This window comes from Sulfitobacter sp. L-8 (assembly GCF_056859255.1).
Window position 1 is genome coordinate 520,658 of the sequence record NZ_JBSXOD010000053.1, and the last position, 17,438, is coordinate 538,095.

A 17,438-nucleotide genomic window follows, 5' to 3' on the forward strand; every position below is an offset into this window, starting at 1 on the left:
CGAACACAATATCGAAAGGCGTCGCAATGCAGAAGTCCCAGAAGCTGCTTCAACTTATCGGTCTGACAGCGGTCGCTACCGCGTTCGTCGCGGCGAAGGATAATATCGCGCCAGCACGCTGGGCCGCCGATTTGGCAGTGTGGCTTTTCTAATAACACAGCAGCGTTAACCTATTTTGCCGCTTTATGCCCCGTTCCCTCGGAAGCCTGATGAGGTCAGGACGGAGTGTTCCTTCACCGCAACCCTGGGGTGCCGGCACCGGAATTTACCGATCGCGGCCGCTTGAACGCCATTTAGAATAATCCGGGCGTAGGGGAAAAATCAAAAAAAGAAAAAAGTTAAATTTCGGGGAACGTATTTCAGGGAGCGTAGTTGATATCACAACCGAGTGATGGCCACTCGGACCCCGAATAGGAGTAACGATGATGAAACGTTTTTTGAGCACAACGGCGATTCTTATTAGCCTCTCTGGCGCAGCTTTTGCAGAGACCCACACCAACCCTGGCTTTGGCACAGTAGCGGCAACCGCTAACGACTTTTTCGCATCTGATTTGATCGGCATGCGTGTATATAATTCTGAAGCCCAAATCGACACAAACGCGACCATCGCAGCCGATGGGCAGAAAAACTGGGATGATATCGGCGAAATCAACGATATTATTGTTGGTGCCGACGGCCAGGTCAAAGCTGTCATTCTCGGTATCGGCGGCTTCTTGGGCATGGGCGAACGTGACGTGAGCGTCAGCATGGATGCCATCAAGGTTGTTCGTCAAGAAGGCGATGCCAACGGTCGCTTCCTGGTTGTGAACACATCCAAGGCGGCGCTGGAACAGGCACCTGAGTTTGACCGCAAGACATTGGACGTAAATGCCAATGCCGCCGGTTCGACCGATCTTACCAATACGACAAAGACCGAAAATGCTGGTTCCATGAAAACCAACATGGACAACAACAACGCCAATATGGGCAACAACGCCAATATGGACAACAACGCCAAGGCGTCGATGGACCAGAAGTCTGACATGAAAATGGCGGACGGAACGGTACCTGCGAAAGACGCTCAGGCTAACCAGTCGAACGTGAACCAGCCTGTTACCGATCGTCCAATGCTGACACCCCCCGCTGTAAAGCGCGAAGGTTATGCAAACGCTGATATGAACCGCGTTGCCAAGCTGACCGCGGACGATCTGGAAGGCGCCTATGTATATGGCACCAACGACGAGACCGTTGGCGAAATCGACAGCTTGATCATGGGTGACAACGGCCAGGTATCGCAAGTTGTGATCAACGTTGGCGGCTTCCTTGGTCTGGGTGAAAAGCCTGTTGCCGTAACTTGGGATGAGCTGCAAATCATGCAGAACTCCAACGGTGACGACTTCCGCATCTATATCGACAGCAACAAAGACGCGTTGAAGGCACAGCCAGAATACCAAGGCTAAGCCATCTTACCGTCCTGTTAGCTGATTTCAGCTACAGACTCCGGGGCCGTTCCTTATGGGACGGCCCCATTGTGTTGGGCGTGTTTTGTCCTGCTACATGACAAGTGCGAACCGCAACTTGCGCGGTCCGCTGCATTTCGTTATCTCCTGCGCAAACGCAACCTTGTCGGAGATTACCACATGGCCAGACCTAAAATCGCACTTATCGGCGCAGGGCAGATCGGGGGCACACTTGCTCACCTCGCAGCACTCAAGGAATTGGGCGATGTTGTCCTTTTCGATATCGCCGAAGGTGTGCCGCAAGGCAAAGCCCTAGATATTGCTGAATCTGGCCCGTCGGCCAAATTCGACGCCACCATGTCGGGTGCCAATGATTACGCCGATATCGCCGGGGCGGATGTTTGCATCGTGACTGCGGGCGTCGCCCGCAAGCCAGGGATGAGCCGGGATGACCTGTTGGGGATCAACCTCAAGGTCATGAAATCGGTTGGGGAAGGGATTGCGCAAAACGCGCCGGATGCCTTTGTTATCTGCATAACCAACCCGTTGGACGCGATGGTATGGGCGCTTCGCGAATTCTCCGGCCTGCCACATAATAAAGTGTGCGGCATGGCGGGCGTATTGGACTCTGCCCGCTTCCGGCACTTCCTTGCTGTCGAATTCGATGTGTCTATGAAAGACGTGACCGCATTCGTTCTGGGCGGTCATGGTGACACGATGGTTCCCTTGACGCGGTATTCCACGGTTGCCGGCATTCCATTGCCGGATCTGGTCCAGATGGGCTGGACCACTCAGGAAAAACTGGATGCGATTGTCCAGCGTACCCGTGACGGTGGTGCCGAGATCGTGGGCCTTCTCAAGACCGGCTCGGCGTTTTACGCCCCTGCGACATCGGCTATCGAAATGGCCGAGAGCTATCTTAAGGACCAAAAGCGTGTTCTGCCATGCGCTGCATACGTCGATGGCGCATACGGGCTGAACGGGTTCTACGTTGGCGTGCCAACCGTCATCGGTGCCGGCGGCATCGAACGTGTTGTCGAGATTTCGATGAACAAGGAAGAGCAGGCGATGTTCGATAATTCCGTCAAGGCTGTCAAAGGTCTGGTCGACGCGTGTAAAGGCATTGATGGTTCTTTAAACTAATGAATATGGTTGCAGCAGGAGCACAGGACGACCGGAGCGGTTTCGCAACCGTCGTCATCACCTGCTGCAACCGCCCCGCAGAACTGGAACAGACCCTCACTTCCATGTTGGCATGCGATCTGACCGGCATAGACAAATTCGTGGTGATCGAGGATTCGGACTGCGCCGCAACAAAAGATGTAGTCGCCCGTCTGCTGGCCGACAGGTCGCATGTGTTTCTTCAAAATACGCAAAACCTGGGGCAGATACGATCGGTTGATCGGGCCTATGGCGAAGTAAAGACTCCTTACATTTTTCACTGCGAAGAAGACTGGGTTTTCCCCTCCAGCCTGTTCTTGACCGAATCGCGGGCTTTGCTTGATGCGTTCCCTAAAATCCACGCCGTGATGTTGCGGGCGCGGGAGGAATGGCCACGCAAGATTTTTGACGTCGAAGAACAGCATCTCGACGGCGTCGGCTATTTCCGCACCGATCCGAAATCACACCGCCGCTGGGGGAGCTTTTCGTTCAACCCCGGATTGCGAAGAATGTCGGACTATCAGGCCTTTGGCCCCTATGAAGACATCGGGCCGGAACGCGACATCAGCTTTGTTCATAAGCTCAAGGGTTTTTCATTGGCGAGCCTGTCGGCGGGGGATGTACGCCATATCGGTTTCAATCCAACCGAGAAGAAAGATGAAAACAAGCGCAAGAAGGCCAAAGGCTATCTGATGAAATCTCTCAAGCACCGGCTTCAATTTGCCTGGTACAAATGGACCGGGTGACGCGCTTTGGCATTTGTGATCACAGTTTAAAATCCCGTGATCACAAATTTGGGATATTCACTCGAAACTGGGTGAAAAATGTATCGCTATGCAAAGTAACCGTCACGAAAACCGCCCTCTGTACGTGACAGCCCTGAAAATGCCGCTATCTATAGGGCATCTTGACGAGAAGACGAGAAAAGGAATCCATCATGGCTGATGTGAACCGGGGCAATCGCCCGTTGTCACCGCATCTGACGATCTACCGCCCGCAGCTAACATCAATGACGTCGATCCTGACTAGAATAACCGGCAATGCGATGCTGGTCGCGGCACTCTTGATCGTGTGGTGGTTTCTTGCCGCAGCGACGTCCGCCGAAGCGTTTGACGCCATTAACGGATTTATCACCAGTTGGTTTGGCGATCTGGTCATGTTCCTGTCGCTCTTGGGCCTGTGGTACCACACGCTGGCCGGCATTCGGCATTTGATATGGGACACCGGACATGCGTTGGACCTGCAAACCGCCGAGCGGTTGGGTTGGTCTATCCTGATCGGTTCGGTGGTTTTGACCATCATCACAGCATTCATCATCTGAGGGGTTTGACATGCCATTTTTGACAGACCACAAACGCGCGATCGGCATGGGTTCAGCCAAGACAGGGACCGGACATTTCTGGAGCATGAAGATCAGCTCGGTTGCGTTGCTGATTTTGATCCCGCTGTTTGTCTTTACTTTCGGGGCCGTACTGGGCGGGAGCTACGAAGAGATACTCGCCTATTATTCCCGGCCATTCCCCGCCATCGTCGCTGCACTTACGCTTGTCGTGGGCTTCAAACATTTCAACGACGGCGTACAGGTCCTGATCGAAGATTACGTTTATGGGATATCGCAGAAAATCGCGATCATCTTGATGACTTGCATCAGTTACGGTGCAGCGGCGATCGGTGTTTTCGCCATCGCCCGCATCGCACTTTAACCCACGCATACGCTATACCGGAGACCGAGACATGGCCGCATATGAATACGAAACACATGACTATGATGTCGTAGTCGTGGGGGCAGGTGGTGCTGGCCTGCGTGCGACGCTTGGCATGGCCGAGCAGGGGTTGAAAACCGCCTGCGTCACCAAGGTGTTCCCGACACGGTCCCACACTGTCGCAGCGCAGGGCGGCATTGCCGCGTCGCTTTCCAACATGGGGCCCGATAACTGGCAGTGGCACATGTACGACACGGTCAAGGGGTCTGACTGGCTGGGCGATACAGATGCGATGGAATATCTTGCTCGCGAGGCACCCAAGGCGGTTTACGAGCTCGAGCACTACGGCGTGCCTTTCAGCCGGACCGAGGAGGGCAAGATCTATCAGCGTCCGTTCGGCGGGCACACTACAGAATTCGGTGAAGGCCCCCCGGTGCAGCGCACCTGTGCCGCAGCGGATCGCACCGGCCATGCCATTTTGCACACACTGTACGGTCAGTCGCTAAAGCACAGCGCGGAATTCTATATCGAATATTTCGCGATTGATCTGATCATGTCCGAAGACGGTGTGTGTCAGGGCGTTCTGTGCTGGAAGCTCGACGACGGCACGATGCACCTGTTCAACGCCAAGATGGTGGTATTGGCGACCGGCGGCTATGGCCGGGCCTATTTTTCGGCGACTTCTGCCCATACGTGCACCGGTGACGGGGGCGGGATGGCTGCACGCGCCGGTTTGCCGCTGCAAGACATGGAGTTCGTGCAATTCCACCCCACAGGCATTTACGGTGCCGGTTGCCTGATCACCGAAGGCGCGCGTGGCGAAGGCGGGTATCTGACCAACTCCGAAGGCGAACGCTTTATGGAGCGGTACGCACCCACCTACAAAGACCTGGCCAGCCGTGATGTGGTATCGCGGTGTATGACAATGGAAATTCGCGAAGGGCGCGGTGTGGGGGCGGCCAAGGATCACATCCACCTGCATCTAAACCATTTACCCAAAGAAACGCTTGATCTGCGCCTGCCGGGGATTTCGGAATCCGCCCGCATCTTTGCCGGTGTCGATCTGACCAAGGAACCGATCCCGGTTCTGCCGACCGTGCATTATAACATGGGCGGTATCCCCACCAACTATTGGGGTGAAGTACTGTCGCCTACACCGGACAACCCGGACAATATCGCCCCCGGATTGATGGCCGTAGGCGAAGCAGGCTGTGCGTCGGTGCATGGAGCGAACCGGCTTGGGTCAAATTCGCTGATCGACCTGGTGGTGTTCGGCCGCGCCGCGGCGATCCGCGCCAAGGAAGTCGTTGATCCCAAAACGCCGCTTCCTGCTCCGAACCTCAAGTCGGTTGCGGCGGCCTTTGAACGGTTTGACGCGATACGCTACGCAAATGGTCAAACGCCGACAGCGGAATTGCGGCTGGAAATGCAAAAGACAATGCAAGCGGATGCGGCGGTTTTCCGTACCGACAAGACCTTGAACGAGGGCAAGGTAAAGATGGACGAAGTGGCGGCCAAGCTTTCTGACCTGAAGGTAACGGACAAGTCTCTGTACTGGAATTCGGATCTGATGGAGACTCTGGAGCTAACCAACCTGATGCCGAACGCCGTTGCGACCATTACGGCTGCGGCAGCCCGCAAGGAAAGCCGAGGCGCTCATGCGCACGAAGACTATCCGGAACGCGATGATGAAAACTGGCGCAAGCACAGCCTTGCGTGGTTTGACGGGAACGAAGCAACGCTAAGCTATCGCGGCGTTCACCTGGATCCGCTGACCCCACAGGATGAAGGTGGGATTGATCTGAAGAAAATCGCCCCCAAGGCGCGGGTGTACTGATCCAATGATTGAAGCACCCTTATTGCTGCGGATGATGAAGCAGGATCGCCCGCGAGGGCGATACCGCTTTATGGTTTCGGGGCAGACGACGGGATGCACATTCTACAGGGCCGGACCAGGTCGAAAGCAGGCAGCATGAAACCACTGATTGCAATGTCCATATTTCTTGCACTGACGGCCTGCGAACAAGCAACGCAACGGGTCGACGGCATGGCGCGCGAAGGGGCCAAGGGCGTTGTCACAGAGGCAATCGCCACTCGCTTTCCTCAGGTACCCAAGGAACTGATCACCCCCTTTACGAACTGTGTCATTGACAATGCCGATGCGACCGAGGTCCGGGTCTTTGCGAAGTCGGCAATTATCGGTGTCGACGATACAACGGTCGCCACCATCAGAAGCGTATTGTCACGCCCCGAGACCGTGCAATGCCTCTCGCGGTCATCGTTTGGGGCATCAGGGATCCCCATGTGATGGAACATGCGCGCGGCGAACAGGCGGGATATGCATCGGTTATGAACATGGCCACCTTACGTGCACAGTTTCGTCATGGCGATCAGGAAGAACGGGCCCGTATCAAGGCGATGCTTGGCCCGGTCGAGATCGAATTTGCCGACATCCGGATGGTGGTCGATCCGCGCGACAACTACACAGAGACATGTATTTGGCTGGACGGGCACCCGCCCGAGATCAAGTCGTTGGTCGCATTGGTCGAATTGGTGGAAGACAAGAACACGCTGGTTTTGGATATTGGGGCCAACTGCGGGGTGTATTCCGTGCCTCTCGGTCTTGCCTCAGGCGATGGGTCTCGGGTGATTGCATTTGAACCGAACCCCACCATGATCGGCAGGTTGGGCCATAATATTGCGTTGAATAATTTGACCCACAAGGTTCGCATCGAAGGCTGCGCGTTGTCGGATCGAGAGGGCGAGGCAATATTGAATTTCCGCGGCCACAACTATGGGCAGGCCTCTTTGATACCTGTCCCAGGTCGTATGAATTCGGGGGGGGCACTGGTCCCCACGCGCCCGTTGTCCGCGTTCACCCACGCCGCGCGGCATCATGATTTCACCGTGCTCAAGATCGACGTGGAAGGTGCCGAAGAGGTCGTCCTGAACCCGATGCTTGACCAAGCCAAGGTCGGTGGCTGGCTGCCCGATGCGATGCTGGTGGAAGTACGCCATGCCGATCAATGGGATTCAGATTTATGTGCAAGAATATTGAACAGCGGCTTTAGGCAAACCATGCGAGCCGAAGGTAACGCGCTTTATATCAAGAAACGATAAGCGTCAGAATAGAAACTAATTGGGTATTTGCCCAGCAGACAGGAGAAGCGACATGGTTCAACTCACGCTCCCCAAGAATTCGCGAATGACTACCGGCAAGACATGGCCAAAGCCAACCGGCACCACCAATATCAAGCAATTCCAGGTGTATCGCTGGAATCCGGATGACAACAAAAACCCGGCCATAGACACCTATTTCGTCGATATGGACACCTGTGGCCCGATGATCCTGGACGCGTTGATCAAGATCAAAAACGAAATCGACCCCACCCTGACCTTCCGTCGCTCTTGCCGCGAAGGCATCTGCGGGTCCTGCGCGATGAATATCGACGGTATCAACACCCTGGCATGCACCTATGGCATCGAAGAGGTACAGGGTGCGGTCAAGATATACCCACTGCCGCACATGCCAGTGGTCAAGGATCTGATCCCTGACCTTACCCACTTCTACGCGCAGCACGCGTCGATCCACCCTTGGCTTGAAACCAAGACATCCGCATCTGCGAAAGAATGGAAGCAGTCAATCGATGACCGGGCGAAGCTGGACGGTCTGTACGAATGCATCATGTGTGCCTGTTGTTCGACGTCGTGCCCCAGTTACTGGTGGAATGGCAATCGCTACCTCGGGCCAGCCGCCTTGCTTCACGCGTACCGGTGGATCATCGACAGTCGTGATGAATCGACCGGCGAACGTCTGGACGATCTTGAAGACCCCTTCAAACTGTACCGCTGTCACACGATCATGAATTGTACCAAGACGTGTCCAAAGGGACTGAACCCAGCCAAGGCGATCGCCAATATCAAAAAGATGATGGTGGAACGCGCCGTTTAAGTCACTGGCCCTCCTTGCATTCCTCTCATGGGAGGGCCAGATCGTTCCAATGCCCTTTCTACTCGTCGCCCTTGTCATCATCGTCATTATCCTCGCACGCGTGATGCGGCGGGGCACCGCGAAACGTGACTGCCGTTGGCGCAGGGATGCAGACCGCGATCACGGGGCTTTGCGGTTCTATCGTTGCGCTGCGTGCGGTGCGGATGCCTTCACGGCGTCAAATGGTCCGCCGGTCGATTGTAAAATCAACGCTTCCCCACCGTCACTGTAGATTGCGATCTCTCGACAACCCTCTCGCGGTTGGGCTAGCCTTCGACCAGAAGGGGGATCCATGATGACCCAGAAATTTCAGGCGGATGTTATCATTGTCGGTGCCGGCCTGGCTGGGATGGTTGCTGCACACGAAGCGATACAGCGCGGGCGTCGGGTTCTGATGATTGATCAGGAAGGCCCGCAAAGTCTTGGTGGACAGGCATATTGGTCACTGGGTGGTTTGTTCATGGTCGATACCCCCGAACAGCGCCGCTTGGGAATTCGCGATAGCGCCGAGCTGGCGTTGACGGACTGGATGGGTTCGGCGCAATTTGACCGTGCCGAAGATGCGAACCCCCGCGCTTTTGCCGAACGTTTCATCGAATGGTCCGCTGGTGACATGCGCGGGTGGCTCCGCGATCTTGGGATGCGCTGGTTCCCGATTGTCGGCTGGGCCGAACGGGGCGGGGCAATGGCTGGCGGGCACGGCAACTCTGTCCCGCGTTTCCACATCACATGGGGAACCGGTACCGGTGTCGTGGCACCTTTTGCGAAGTTGATGCAAGGCTATGCTGCATCCGGCAAGCTGTGCCTACAGTTCAGGCATCGGGTAACCGCGCTGGAACTGACCAGCGGGGCGGTGACCGGAGTTTCCGGCGATATCCTGCAAGATACCGACGCCCCGCGCGGCGAAAGCACGACCCGCGCGATCACGGGCAGTTTTCACCATCACGCCGACGCGGTGATCCTCACCACCGGCGGTATCGGTGCCGACCACGGGCTGGTGCGCAAACACTGGCCGGTCGACCGTCTCGGGCAGCCGCCCCGCCACATGGTTTCCGGCGTACCGGATTACGTCGATGGAAAGATGCATGCGATCGCCGCGCAGGCTGGGGCTGGACTGATCAACCAGGACCGGATGTGGCATTACTGCGAAGGTATCAAGAACTGGAACCCGATCTGGCCCAATCACGGCATTCGCATTTTGCCCGGTCCGTCCTCGGTCTGGCTGGATGCAAAAGGCGACAGGATGGAAGCGCCTTGCATGCCCGGGTTTGACACATTGGCGACCCTTAAACGCATATTGCAGACAGGCGACCATAGCTGGTTCATCCTCACCCAAAAGATTATCGAAAAAGAATTCGCGCTTTCGGGCTCCGAACAAAATCCTGACCTGACCGACGGAGGCTGGCGCGAAGTCCTCGCGGCGCGACTTGGCAAGGGCGCTACAGCCGCCGTGGAGATGTTCAAGGACAAGGGCGAAGACTTTGTCGTGGCAGACGACCTGACGCAATTGGTTGCCGGGATGAATAGGCTTACCCCCGATCATCGCCTTGACCCTGAACATCTGCGCCGTCAGATCGCGGCGCGCGATGGTCAGCTCGCCAACCCTTTCGCCAAGGATGCCCAGATTACCGCCATTCGGGGGGGCCGCGCGTATCGCGGCGACAAGCTGATCCGCACCGCCAAACCCCACGCTATCCTGGACGCTCGGAACGGCCCCCTCATCGCTGTCAGGTTGAATATCCTGACCCGCAAAAGCCTCGGTGGCCTCCATACCGATTTACAGGGTCGGGTTCTCGCCCCCGATGGCACGGTGCTGCGCGGGTTGTTCGCAGCGGGCGAGGTTTGCGGCTTTGGCGGCGGTGGTTATCACGGCTATAACGCGTTGGAAGGCACATTCCTGGGCGGTTGCCTGTTCTCAGGACGCATAGCAGGACAAAACGCATGAACGAACCAGTCGATTCTACCGCCCGCCGTGCCCGCCCACCGGTAATATGCTATCCCGTAGAGACCTTGCCTGCCCCGAATATGGCGCTTTACCTGAATGCGCGCCAAACCCTCCGCAAACTCGATGAGATCATGGTGCAGCCCCGCGATGCCGCGTGCTTCACGGTGCCTGCCGGGCATTTTTTCCGCATCACCTCGGTGGATGGCCCGCAAGTCGGCGACCTCAATATCTGGGCGCGAGATAACCTTGCAGAGCATTTCTATTCCGGCAAAACCCGTGCCTTGCACGGGACACACGTCACGACCGGACATCGCCTTTGGTCGAACTTCCCCTACCTGCGCCCCCTGGCGACGATCACCCACGACACGCTCGAATGGTATGGCAAGGACGAATTCGGCGGTTCCGTCCACGACGTTATCGGTACACGCTGTGACCCCTATACCCGCAGGCTGCTGTCCGGGCAGTCATACCATAATTGCTGTCACTCCAACCTGACGCGCGCCCTCGCGGCGTGCCGGGACATGACACTTGATGAAGCCGAACAGCATATACATGATGTGCTGAACGTCTTCATGTGTACCGGCTTCACACGCGATACCGGGCAATATTTCATGAAGGCAAGCCCAGTGCGCCCTGACGACTACCTGGAGTTTTTCGCCGAAACCGATCTGCTCGCAGCGCTCAGCGCCTGCCCGGGGGGGGACTGTTCAACCGAACATTCATCGGACGCCGCCCCCTGTTATCCGCTGCTCGTAGAAATCCTTGCACCAGAGGCCGCGGCGCTGAAAACGTGGACCCCCGCATTCCCCAGTGCCTACGACCGTTCCCACGGATGTGACCGATGAGAAACCAGCGCCCCCCCTGTTCCAAATGGTCTTAAATCCCCCGCGGAGCGTCCGACCTCGATGCACCCGGCATCGTCAACTCTGAGGAAACGCCGCCTGTAACGCTATTTCGACCATGTCGCCGAAAGATCTTTCCCGGTCTTCCGCTGGCAGGGCTTCACCGGTTTGCAAATGATCGCTCACTGTCAATATCGCAAGCGCCCGGCGTTTGTGGCGGGCGGCAAGCGTATAAAGCTCGGCGGCTTCCATTTCCACGCCCAGAATGCCGTGTCGCGTCAATTGCTCGTCCAGATCCGGGCGCTCTGAATAAAAAACATCCGATGAATAGATGCCGCCTATATGGGTCGTACTGCCCTTTGCCTCTGCGGCAGTCACCGCTGCACGCAGCAACGACCAATCGGCGGTCGGTGCAAAATTTATTTCGCGCAGGATCCCAGAGGAGGGGGAGGTTATCGTTGACGCTGTCATTGCAATGATAATGTCGCGAATGCCGACCTGCGGCTGCATTCCCCCGCACGACCCAATGCGGATCAGCGTTTGTGCGTTGTACTGGGTAATCAATTCATTTGCATAAATAGACAGGGACGGCATCCCCATACCTGAGCCCTGAATTGTTACCCGGTTGCCATTCCACGTTCCGGTATATCCCAGCATTCCGCGAACTTCATTAACCAAAGTAGCATCATTAAGGAAATTGAGGGCGGCCCATTTCGCTCGATACGGATCGCCTGGCATCAGAACCGTTTGTGCAATGTCGCCGGGATTAGCCCCGATATGGATAGTCATATTTCGCTCTTCCGTGGAATGAAGCTAAAAAGGAGAGCCAGGGGCGGCCCCCCCTTAATTCCTTCATTGAAGGGAGGTATCTTAAACTTCCAGGGTTTCAGCGGGCGTTCCGTTATTTACCAGTTCGCGGAACCAATTGGGTTGGCGGCCTTTTCCGGTCCAGGTCTGGGTGCGATCCGATGGATTGGCGTATTTGGCCACAGTCTTGGATGATTTGGTTTTCCGAGCGCCACCAGAAACTTCGTCGAGAGAAAACCCGTATTCCGCTGCCGCCTTTTCAGCGGCTTTGCGGGCTTCAGCGCGATCGCGTTCATACGCGGATTTAATTGCCGATTTCACGTCTTCCTGTAGCGCTTCAAGCTCTTTGTGAGACATTTTACTTAAATCAACACTCATTTTGGCCATTCCTATTTCATACGACTTTCGCTGTAATACGCCAAATGGATGAACAAAAAAAGAGACCAGTTGTACCAGAAGCCATTATTCGGCCGCAATTGTTTCGGGATCGGCCAAGGAAACAATATCTTGCATGATGGTATTCAATTCGAAATCCTTCGGGGTATAGACGCGCGCAACCCCGAACGAACGCAGCCTCTTTGCATCTTCCTCGGGTATGATGCCGCCCACAATTACGGGTATATGCCCAAGCCCGGCTTCACGCATTTGTATCATCAAATCTTCAACAAGCGGAATGTGCGAGCCGGAAAGAATGGAAAGCCCGACGACATGATGGTCACCATTCGCCGCTGCCGCCACAATTTCAGATGGCGTGAGTCGTATCCCTTCATAGGCAATATCCATGCCGCAGTCACGCGCACGTACCGCTATCTGCTCGGCTCCATTCGAATGGCCGTCCAGTCCCGGTTTGCCGACCAGAAAGCTTAGTCTTCTGCCTAACCGCGAACTTACCGCATCCACTGCGTCGCGCAGGTCATCCAGTCCCTCGGTCTTGTTTGACCTGCCCGCGGCGACCCCGGTCGGCCCGCGATATTCACCGTGCACCTGACGCATTTGCGCGGCCCACTCGCCGGTCGTCACACCGGCCTTCGCAGCGGCAATCGATGGCTCCATTATGTTGCGCCCTTCCGACGCAGCGGCGCGCAGATCTGCCAGTGCCCGATCCACGGCTGACTGGTCACGGCTCTCACGCCAAGCGCTTAGTTGCTTGATCTGGTCAGCTTCGACCGTCGGGTCGACGACCATGATGCCGCCATCGCCGGTCATCAATGGTGACGGTTCCCCTTGCTGCCACTTGTTCACGCCCACAACCACGGTTTCCCCTGTCTCGATCCGGCCCAGGCGCTCTGCATTGCTCTCGACCAGCCGAGATTTCATATAGTCAATCGCCGAAATCGCACCTCCCATCCCGTCGAGATTCGCCAACTCGGCCCGGGCACCTTCTTTCAGGGCTTCGACTTTGGCGTCGACCGCAGGGTTCCCGTCAAAGAGATCATCAAATTCCAGCAGGTCGGTCTCGAATGCCAATATCTGCTGCATCCGCATCGACCACTGTTGGTCCCATGGACGCGGCAGGCCGAGAGCTTCGTTCCATGCGGGCAGCTGTACGGCGCGAGCGCGGGCGTTCTTTGACAAGGTAACCGCCAGCATTTCGATCAGGATACGATATACGTTGTTTTCGGGCTGCTGTTCGGTCAGGCCAAGCGAATTGACCTGCACCCCATAGCGAAAGCGACGGTATTTCGGGTCATCGACGCCATAGCGGTCACGGCAGATTTCGTCCCACAGATCCCCAAAGGCGCGCATCTTGCACATCTCGGTTACAAAGCGGATGCCCGCGTTCACAAAGAAAGAGATACGCCCCACCAGCATGGGAAAGTCTTCTTCTGGCACACGGGGGCGCAGGGCGTCCAGCACGGCGGTGGCGGTGGCAAGGGCAAAGGCCAGCTCTTGCTCGGGCGTGGCACCGGCCTCTTGCAGGTGGTAGGAACAGACGTTCATCGGGTTCCATTTGGGCACGTTGGTATAGCAATACTCGGCCACATCCGCGATCATCTTGAGAGACGGGGCAGGCGGGCAGATATAGGTGCCGCGCGACAAGTATTCCTTGATCAGATCGTTCTGCACGGTGCCTTGCAGCTTGGACACATCCGCGCCCTGTTCTTCGGCCACAGCAATGTACAGCGCCAGCAGCCACGGCGCGGTGGCGTTGATCGTCATGGAGGTGTTCATCTGCTCAAGCGGGATATCCTTGAACAATGCGCGCATGTCGCCCAGATGGCCGACAGGTACCCCGACTTTGCCGACTTCGCCGCGCGATAAAATATGGTCGCTGTCATAGCCAGTTTGTGTCGGCAGGTCGAACGCCACCGAAAGCCCGGTCTGTCCCTTTGCAAGGTTTGCGTGGTACAACGCGTTAGACGCTTGGGCGGTGGAGTGTCCTGCGTAAGTGCGGATCAGCCAGGGGCGGTCTTTTTTCTGATGTGACATGGTGCGGCCTCTCGTTAATCGGGTGCGAAACATTATTGCGTTGTGGTATTGGTACTTGAAATAATCGGGCGCTGTCAATTCGCTGCATCGCGGCATGTAGGGCATTGTTGTACGGATGCCGTCCACATCATCGTTCACGTGTCAGGCCAGATCGCGCCCCAACGCATTAACGGCTCGCCCGGGTTGATCGGGTGTGTCTGCAAAACGCACTATGAAACCAAAAGCATCCAAGGTTATTGCCCGCGGCCTACACGCCTGTAAGGGTGGTTGTATGACGCAGACTATCGAGCTTCCTCTATGGCTATTTGTGGTGATTGTGCTGTTCGCAGCCGTCACGGCGCTTAGCCATTTCTTGCTGCCGTCGGTACGCTGGTTTTTTCGCAGGCGTTTGGAAAGAGCGGTTGCACAGCTTAATACACGCCTGACCCGCCCGATTGAACCGTTCAAGCTGGCCCGCCGCCACGACATGATCCAGAGGCTGATCTACGACCCAGAGATAAACCAGGCAATCGTTGATCACGCACGCCAGGAAGCTATCCCCGAAAACGTCGCGTTTGAGCAGGCGCGCCGATATGCCCGAGAGATCGTGCCGAGCTTCAGCGCTTTCGCCTATTTCAGTTTCGGAATCCGTCTGGCACGGTTCCTGGCCAATGCGCTGTACGAGGTGCGTACAGGTGCAAACAACGCCGCATTGATAAAGAGCATCCCAAGCGACGCCACCGTGATCTTTGTGATGAATCATCGAAGCAACATGGACTATATGCTGGTCACATATCTTGCGGGCGAGGCTTCGGCGCTCAGCTACGCTGTGGGCGAATGGGCAAGGGTTTGGCCCTTGAGCCGATTGATAAAATCCATGGGTGCCTATTTCATTCGGCGCAAGTCGCGCGGCACGCTGTATCGCAAGGTTCTGGCACGATATGTGCAGATGGCCACCGAAGGGGGCGTCACTCAGGCAATTTTCCCCGAAGGCGGGCTGAGCCTTGATGGCAAGCTGATGCCCCCGAAATTAGGGTTGCTTGGCTATGTGGTCGACGCAAACGTAGAGCAACGCGATGTTGTTTTTGTCCCGGTTGCCATTAATTACGACAGAGTATTGGAAGACCGTGTCTTGATTGCTGCCCATCACGCAGGGACCAGACGGTTCAAGGCGCGCATTTCAGTGATCCTGATCTTCATCTTGCGTAAAATGTGGTTGCGCCTGCGTGGACGATTCCTGCGATTTGGCGAAGCGGCGGTGGTGTTCGGTACCCCTGTGAAATTGAGCGACTACGGCAGTGACCCTGATGTGAACGCACTGGCCCAGGATTTGATGAGCCGGATTGCCGAAGAGATGCCAATTTTGTTCGTCCCGCTGTTGGCACGCATCATGCTGGTAAACGACGCACCGCTGGACGACGCTGCCCTTGTGGCCTGTGCAGCCGAAATGGCGGCAACGACGGCTCGGTCCGTTGCGATCCCCGAACAACAGTTCGGAAACGCAGTCGAAAAGGCCAAAGAGCACTTGTTGCAGCGCGGAATGATCGAACAGCGCGGGGGTGGGGTTATCGCTATCTCCCGTGAACGACCTGCGTTGGCGTATTACGCCAACTCTATCGCCCATTTTTTCGACAATGCGCCCCGAGACGTCGAAGTTTCTGCAACTGCAAAGTTATAAAATTACAAATTAAGGGGTAATTACTATTGCATTGTTGCGCTTCGGGTCATATTCAAAATTAACAAGCTGCGATTCTGCACTGCGGCACAAACCTATTCTGACCATGGAGACCGATATGGCCTTGGACACAAGCATCGCTCAATATGACGCGCCTGAAAAAGATCTGTACGAGGTGGGTGAGATGCCGCCTTTGGGGTATGTCCCCAAGCAGATGTACGCTTGGACCATTCGCAAGGAACGTCACGGCAAGCCAAATACGGCAATGCTGGAAGAAGTCGTGGATGTTCCGACGCTCGACAGCAACGAAGTGCTGGTCCTGGTTATGGCAGCGGGTGTGAACTATAATGGCGTCTGGGCCGCTTTGGGCAAACCCATCAGCCCGTTTGACGGTCACAAGCAACCCTTCCACATCGCGGGCTCTGACGCGTCCGGCATCGTCTGGGCGGTCGGCGACAAGGTAAAACGCTGGAAGGTCGGCGACGAAGTCGTGATCCACTGCAACCAGGATGACGGCGACGACGAAGAGTGCAACGGCGGCGATCCGATGTATTCCCCCAGCCAGCGTATCTGGGGCTACGAGACCCCAGACGGATCTTTCGCCCAGTTCACCAACGTGCAGGCGCAGCAGTTGATGCCACGCCCCAAGCACCTGACATGGGAAGAGGCCGCTTGCTACACGCTGACGCTGGCCACCGCCTACCGGATGCTGTTCGGTCACGAGCCTCATGACCTGAAACCGGGCCAGAACGTTCTGGTCTGGGGCGCCTCGGGCGGTCTGGGGTCCTATGCGATCCAGCTGATCAACACCGCCGGCGCGAATGCGATTGGCGTGATCTCGGACGAATCCAAACGTGACTTCGTGATGGATCTGGGTGCCAAGGGCGTTCTGAACCGCAAGGACTTTAACTGCTGGGGTCAGATGCCCACCGTGAACACGCCCGAATATGCGGCCTGGTTCAAAGAGGCGCGCAAGTTCGGTGCCGCGATCTGGGAAATCACAGGCAAGGGCGTGAACGTCGACATGGTGTTTGAACACCCCGGCGAGGCAACGTTCCCGGTGTCCACCTTCGTATGTAAAAAGGGTGGCATGGTCGTAATCTGTGCCGGTACTTCGGGCTTCAACCTGACGTTCGACGTGCGGTATATGTGGATGCACCAGAAGCGGTTGCAAGGCAGCCACTTTGCCCACCTCAAGCAAGCCTCTGCGGCGAACAAGTTGATGATCGAACGCCGTCTTGATCCGTGCATGTCCGAGGTGTTCAGCTGGGCCGATCTGCCTGATGCCCACATGAAGATGCTGGCCAATGAACACAAGCCCGGCAACATGGCCGTTCTGGTACAGTCCCCCAAGACCGGGCTGCGGACATTGGAAGACGCGCTACACGCCAAAAAATAGGGCCATTGACTGCGCCGGAGGCGTACTTGGCCATTCGCAATAGATACCCGTGCGCCACAAGCTTGGC

General features: G+C 56.5%; 17 protein-coding genes. 14 read left to right on the top strand and 3 right to left on the bottom strand.

Translation table 11 applies throughout. From position 1 onward, the window contains the following. Positions 1-26 precede the first annotated feature (26 nt). The 12 genes from AC13DE_RS15820 (at position 27) to AC13DE_RS15875 (ending at position 11,084) form a co-directional block, all read left to right on the top strand. Entirely contained in the window at positions 27-152 is a 126-nt protein-coding gene (locus tag AC13DE_RS15820) for a hypothetical protein (RefSeq protein ID WP_446296230.1), read from the top strand. Between the two features lie 270 nt (positions 153-422). Further along, entirely contained in the window at positions 423-1,439 is a 1,017-nt protein-coding gene (locus AC13DE_RS15825) for a PRC-barrel domain-containing protein (protein ID WP_483048376.1), read from the top strand. A gap of 180 nt (positions 1,440-1,619) precedes the next feature. After that, complete coding sequence (gene mdh / locus AC13DE_RS15830; RefSeq protein WP_446296232.1) at positions 1,620-2,582, top strand: malate dehydrogenase; 963 nt, start codon at positions 1,620-1,622, stop codon at positions 2,580-2,582. Then, positions 2,582-3,346 (top strand): glycosyltransferase family A protein, encoded by a 765-nt coding sequence (locus AC13DE_RS15835; protein ID WP_483048377.1) that lies wholly within the window; start codon positions 2,582-2,584, stop codon positions 3,344-3,346. Before mdh ends, AC13DE_RS15835 begins: the two co-directional genes overlap by 1 nt. Before the next feature lie 191 nt (positions 3,347-3,537). Then, complete coding sequence (gene sdhC, locus AC13DE_RS15840) at positions 3,538-3,921, top strand: succinate dehydrogenase, cytochrome b556 subunit (protein WP_446296234.1); 384 nt, start codon at positions 3,538-3,540, stop codon at positions 3,919-3,921. Positions 3,922-3,931: 10 nt separating this feature from the next. Next, entirely contained in the window at positions 3,932-4,303 is a 372-nt protein-coding gene (gene sdhD, locus AC13DE_RS15845; protein ID WP_446296235.1) for a succinate dehydrogenase, hydrophobic membrane anchor protein, read from the top strand. A gap of 31 nt (positions 4,304-4,334) precedes the next feature. Continuing rightward, complete coding sequence (gene sdhA, locus AC13DE_RS15850; protein WP_446296236.1) at positions 4,335-6,140, top strand: succinate dehydrogenase flavoprotein subunit; 1,806 nt, start codon at positions 4,335-4,337, stop codon at positions 6,138-6,140. A gap of 135 nt (positions 6,141-6,275) precedes the next feature. Beyond that, positions 6,276-6,611, top strand: coding sequence for a hypothetical protein (locus tag AC13DE_RS15855; protein WP_446296237.1), 336 nt, complete (start codon positions 6,276-6,278; stop codon positions 6,609-6,611). Then, a complete protein-coding gene (locus AC13DE_RS15860; RefSeq protein ID WP_483048378.1) occupies positions 6,611-7,423 on the top strand; it encodes an FkbM family methyltransferase in 813 nt (270 codons plus the stop codon). The genes AC13DE_RS15855 and AC13DE_RS15860 overlap by 1 nt, the downstream gene beginning before the upstream one ends. Positions 7,424-7,475: 52 nt before the next feature. Next, positions 7,476-8,255, top strand: coding sequence for a succinate dehydrogenase iron-sulfur subunit (locus AC13DE_RS15865; protein WP_483048379.1), 780 nt, complete (start codon positions 7,476-7,478; stop codon positions 8,253-8,255). Positions 8,256-8,586: 331 nt separating this feature from the next. After that, positions 8,587-10,239, top strand: coding sequence for an FAD-binding dehydrogenase (locus AC13DE_RS15870; RefSeq protein ID WP_483048380.1), 1,653 nt, complete (start codon positions 8,587-8,589; stop codon positions 10,237-10,239). Beyond that, the gene (locus tag AC13DE_RS15875) at positions 10,236-11,084 is read left to right on the top strand and encodes an urea carboxylase-associated family protein (protein WP_483048381.1); all 849 of its coding nucleotides are present in this window, start codon (positions 10,236-10,238) and stop codon (positions 11,082-11,084) included. The genes AC13DE_RS15870 and AC13DE_RS15875 overlap by 4 nt, the downstream gene beginning before the upstream one ends. 75 nt (positions 11,085-11,159) lie before the next feature. Here AC13DE_RS15875 and deoD read toward each other — a convergent pair whose 3' ends face one another. From deoD to AC13DE_RS15890, 3 genes are all read right to left on the bottom strand, one after another. Then, positions 11,160-11,870 carry a purine-nucleoside phosphorylase gene (gene deoD / locus AC13DE_RS15880; RefSeq protein ID WP_446296242.1) on the bottom strand — a complete coding sequence of 237 codons (711 nt, stop codon included), beginning with the start codon at positions 11,868-11,870 and terminating at the stop codon, positions 11,160-11,162. Positions 11,871-11,951: 81 nt separating this feature from the next. After that, positions 11,952-12,266: an H-NS histone family protein gene (locus AC13DE_RS15885; protein WP_446296243.1), complete on the bottom strand. Its 315-nt coding sequence runs from the start codon at positions 12,264-12,266 to the stop codon at positions 11,952-11,954. An 84-nt stretch (positions 12,267-12,350) separates the two neighbouring features. Then, positions 12,351-14,318, bottom strand: a complete 1,968-nt coding sequence (locus AC13DE_RS15890; protein ID WP_483048382.1) for a methylmalonyl-CoA mutase family protein — start codon at positions 14,316-14,318, stop codon at positions 12,351-12,353. Between the two features lie 271 nt (positions 14,319-14,589). Here AC13DE_RS15890 and AC13DE_RS15895 point away from each other — a divergent pair, with 271 nt between their 5' ends. After that, entirely contained in the window at positions 14,590-15,975 is a 1,386-nt protein-coding gene (locus AC13DE_RS15895) for a 1-acyl-sn-glycerol-3-phosphate acyltransferase (RefSeq protein WP_446313743.1), read from the top strand. A gap of 115 nt (positions 15,976-16,090) precedes the next feature. Beyond that, positions 16,091-17,371 (top strand): crotonyl-CoA carboxylase/reductase, encoded by a 1,281-nt coding sequence (gene ccrA, locus AC13DE_RS15900; RefSeq protein WP_446296245.1) that lies wholly within the window; start codon positions 16,091-16,093, stop codon positions 17,369-17,371. Positions 17,372-17,438: the final 67 nt, after the last annotated feature.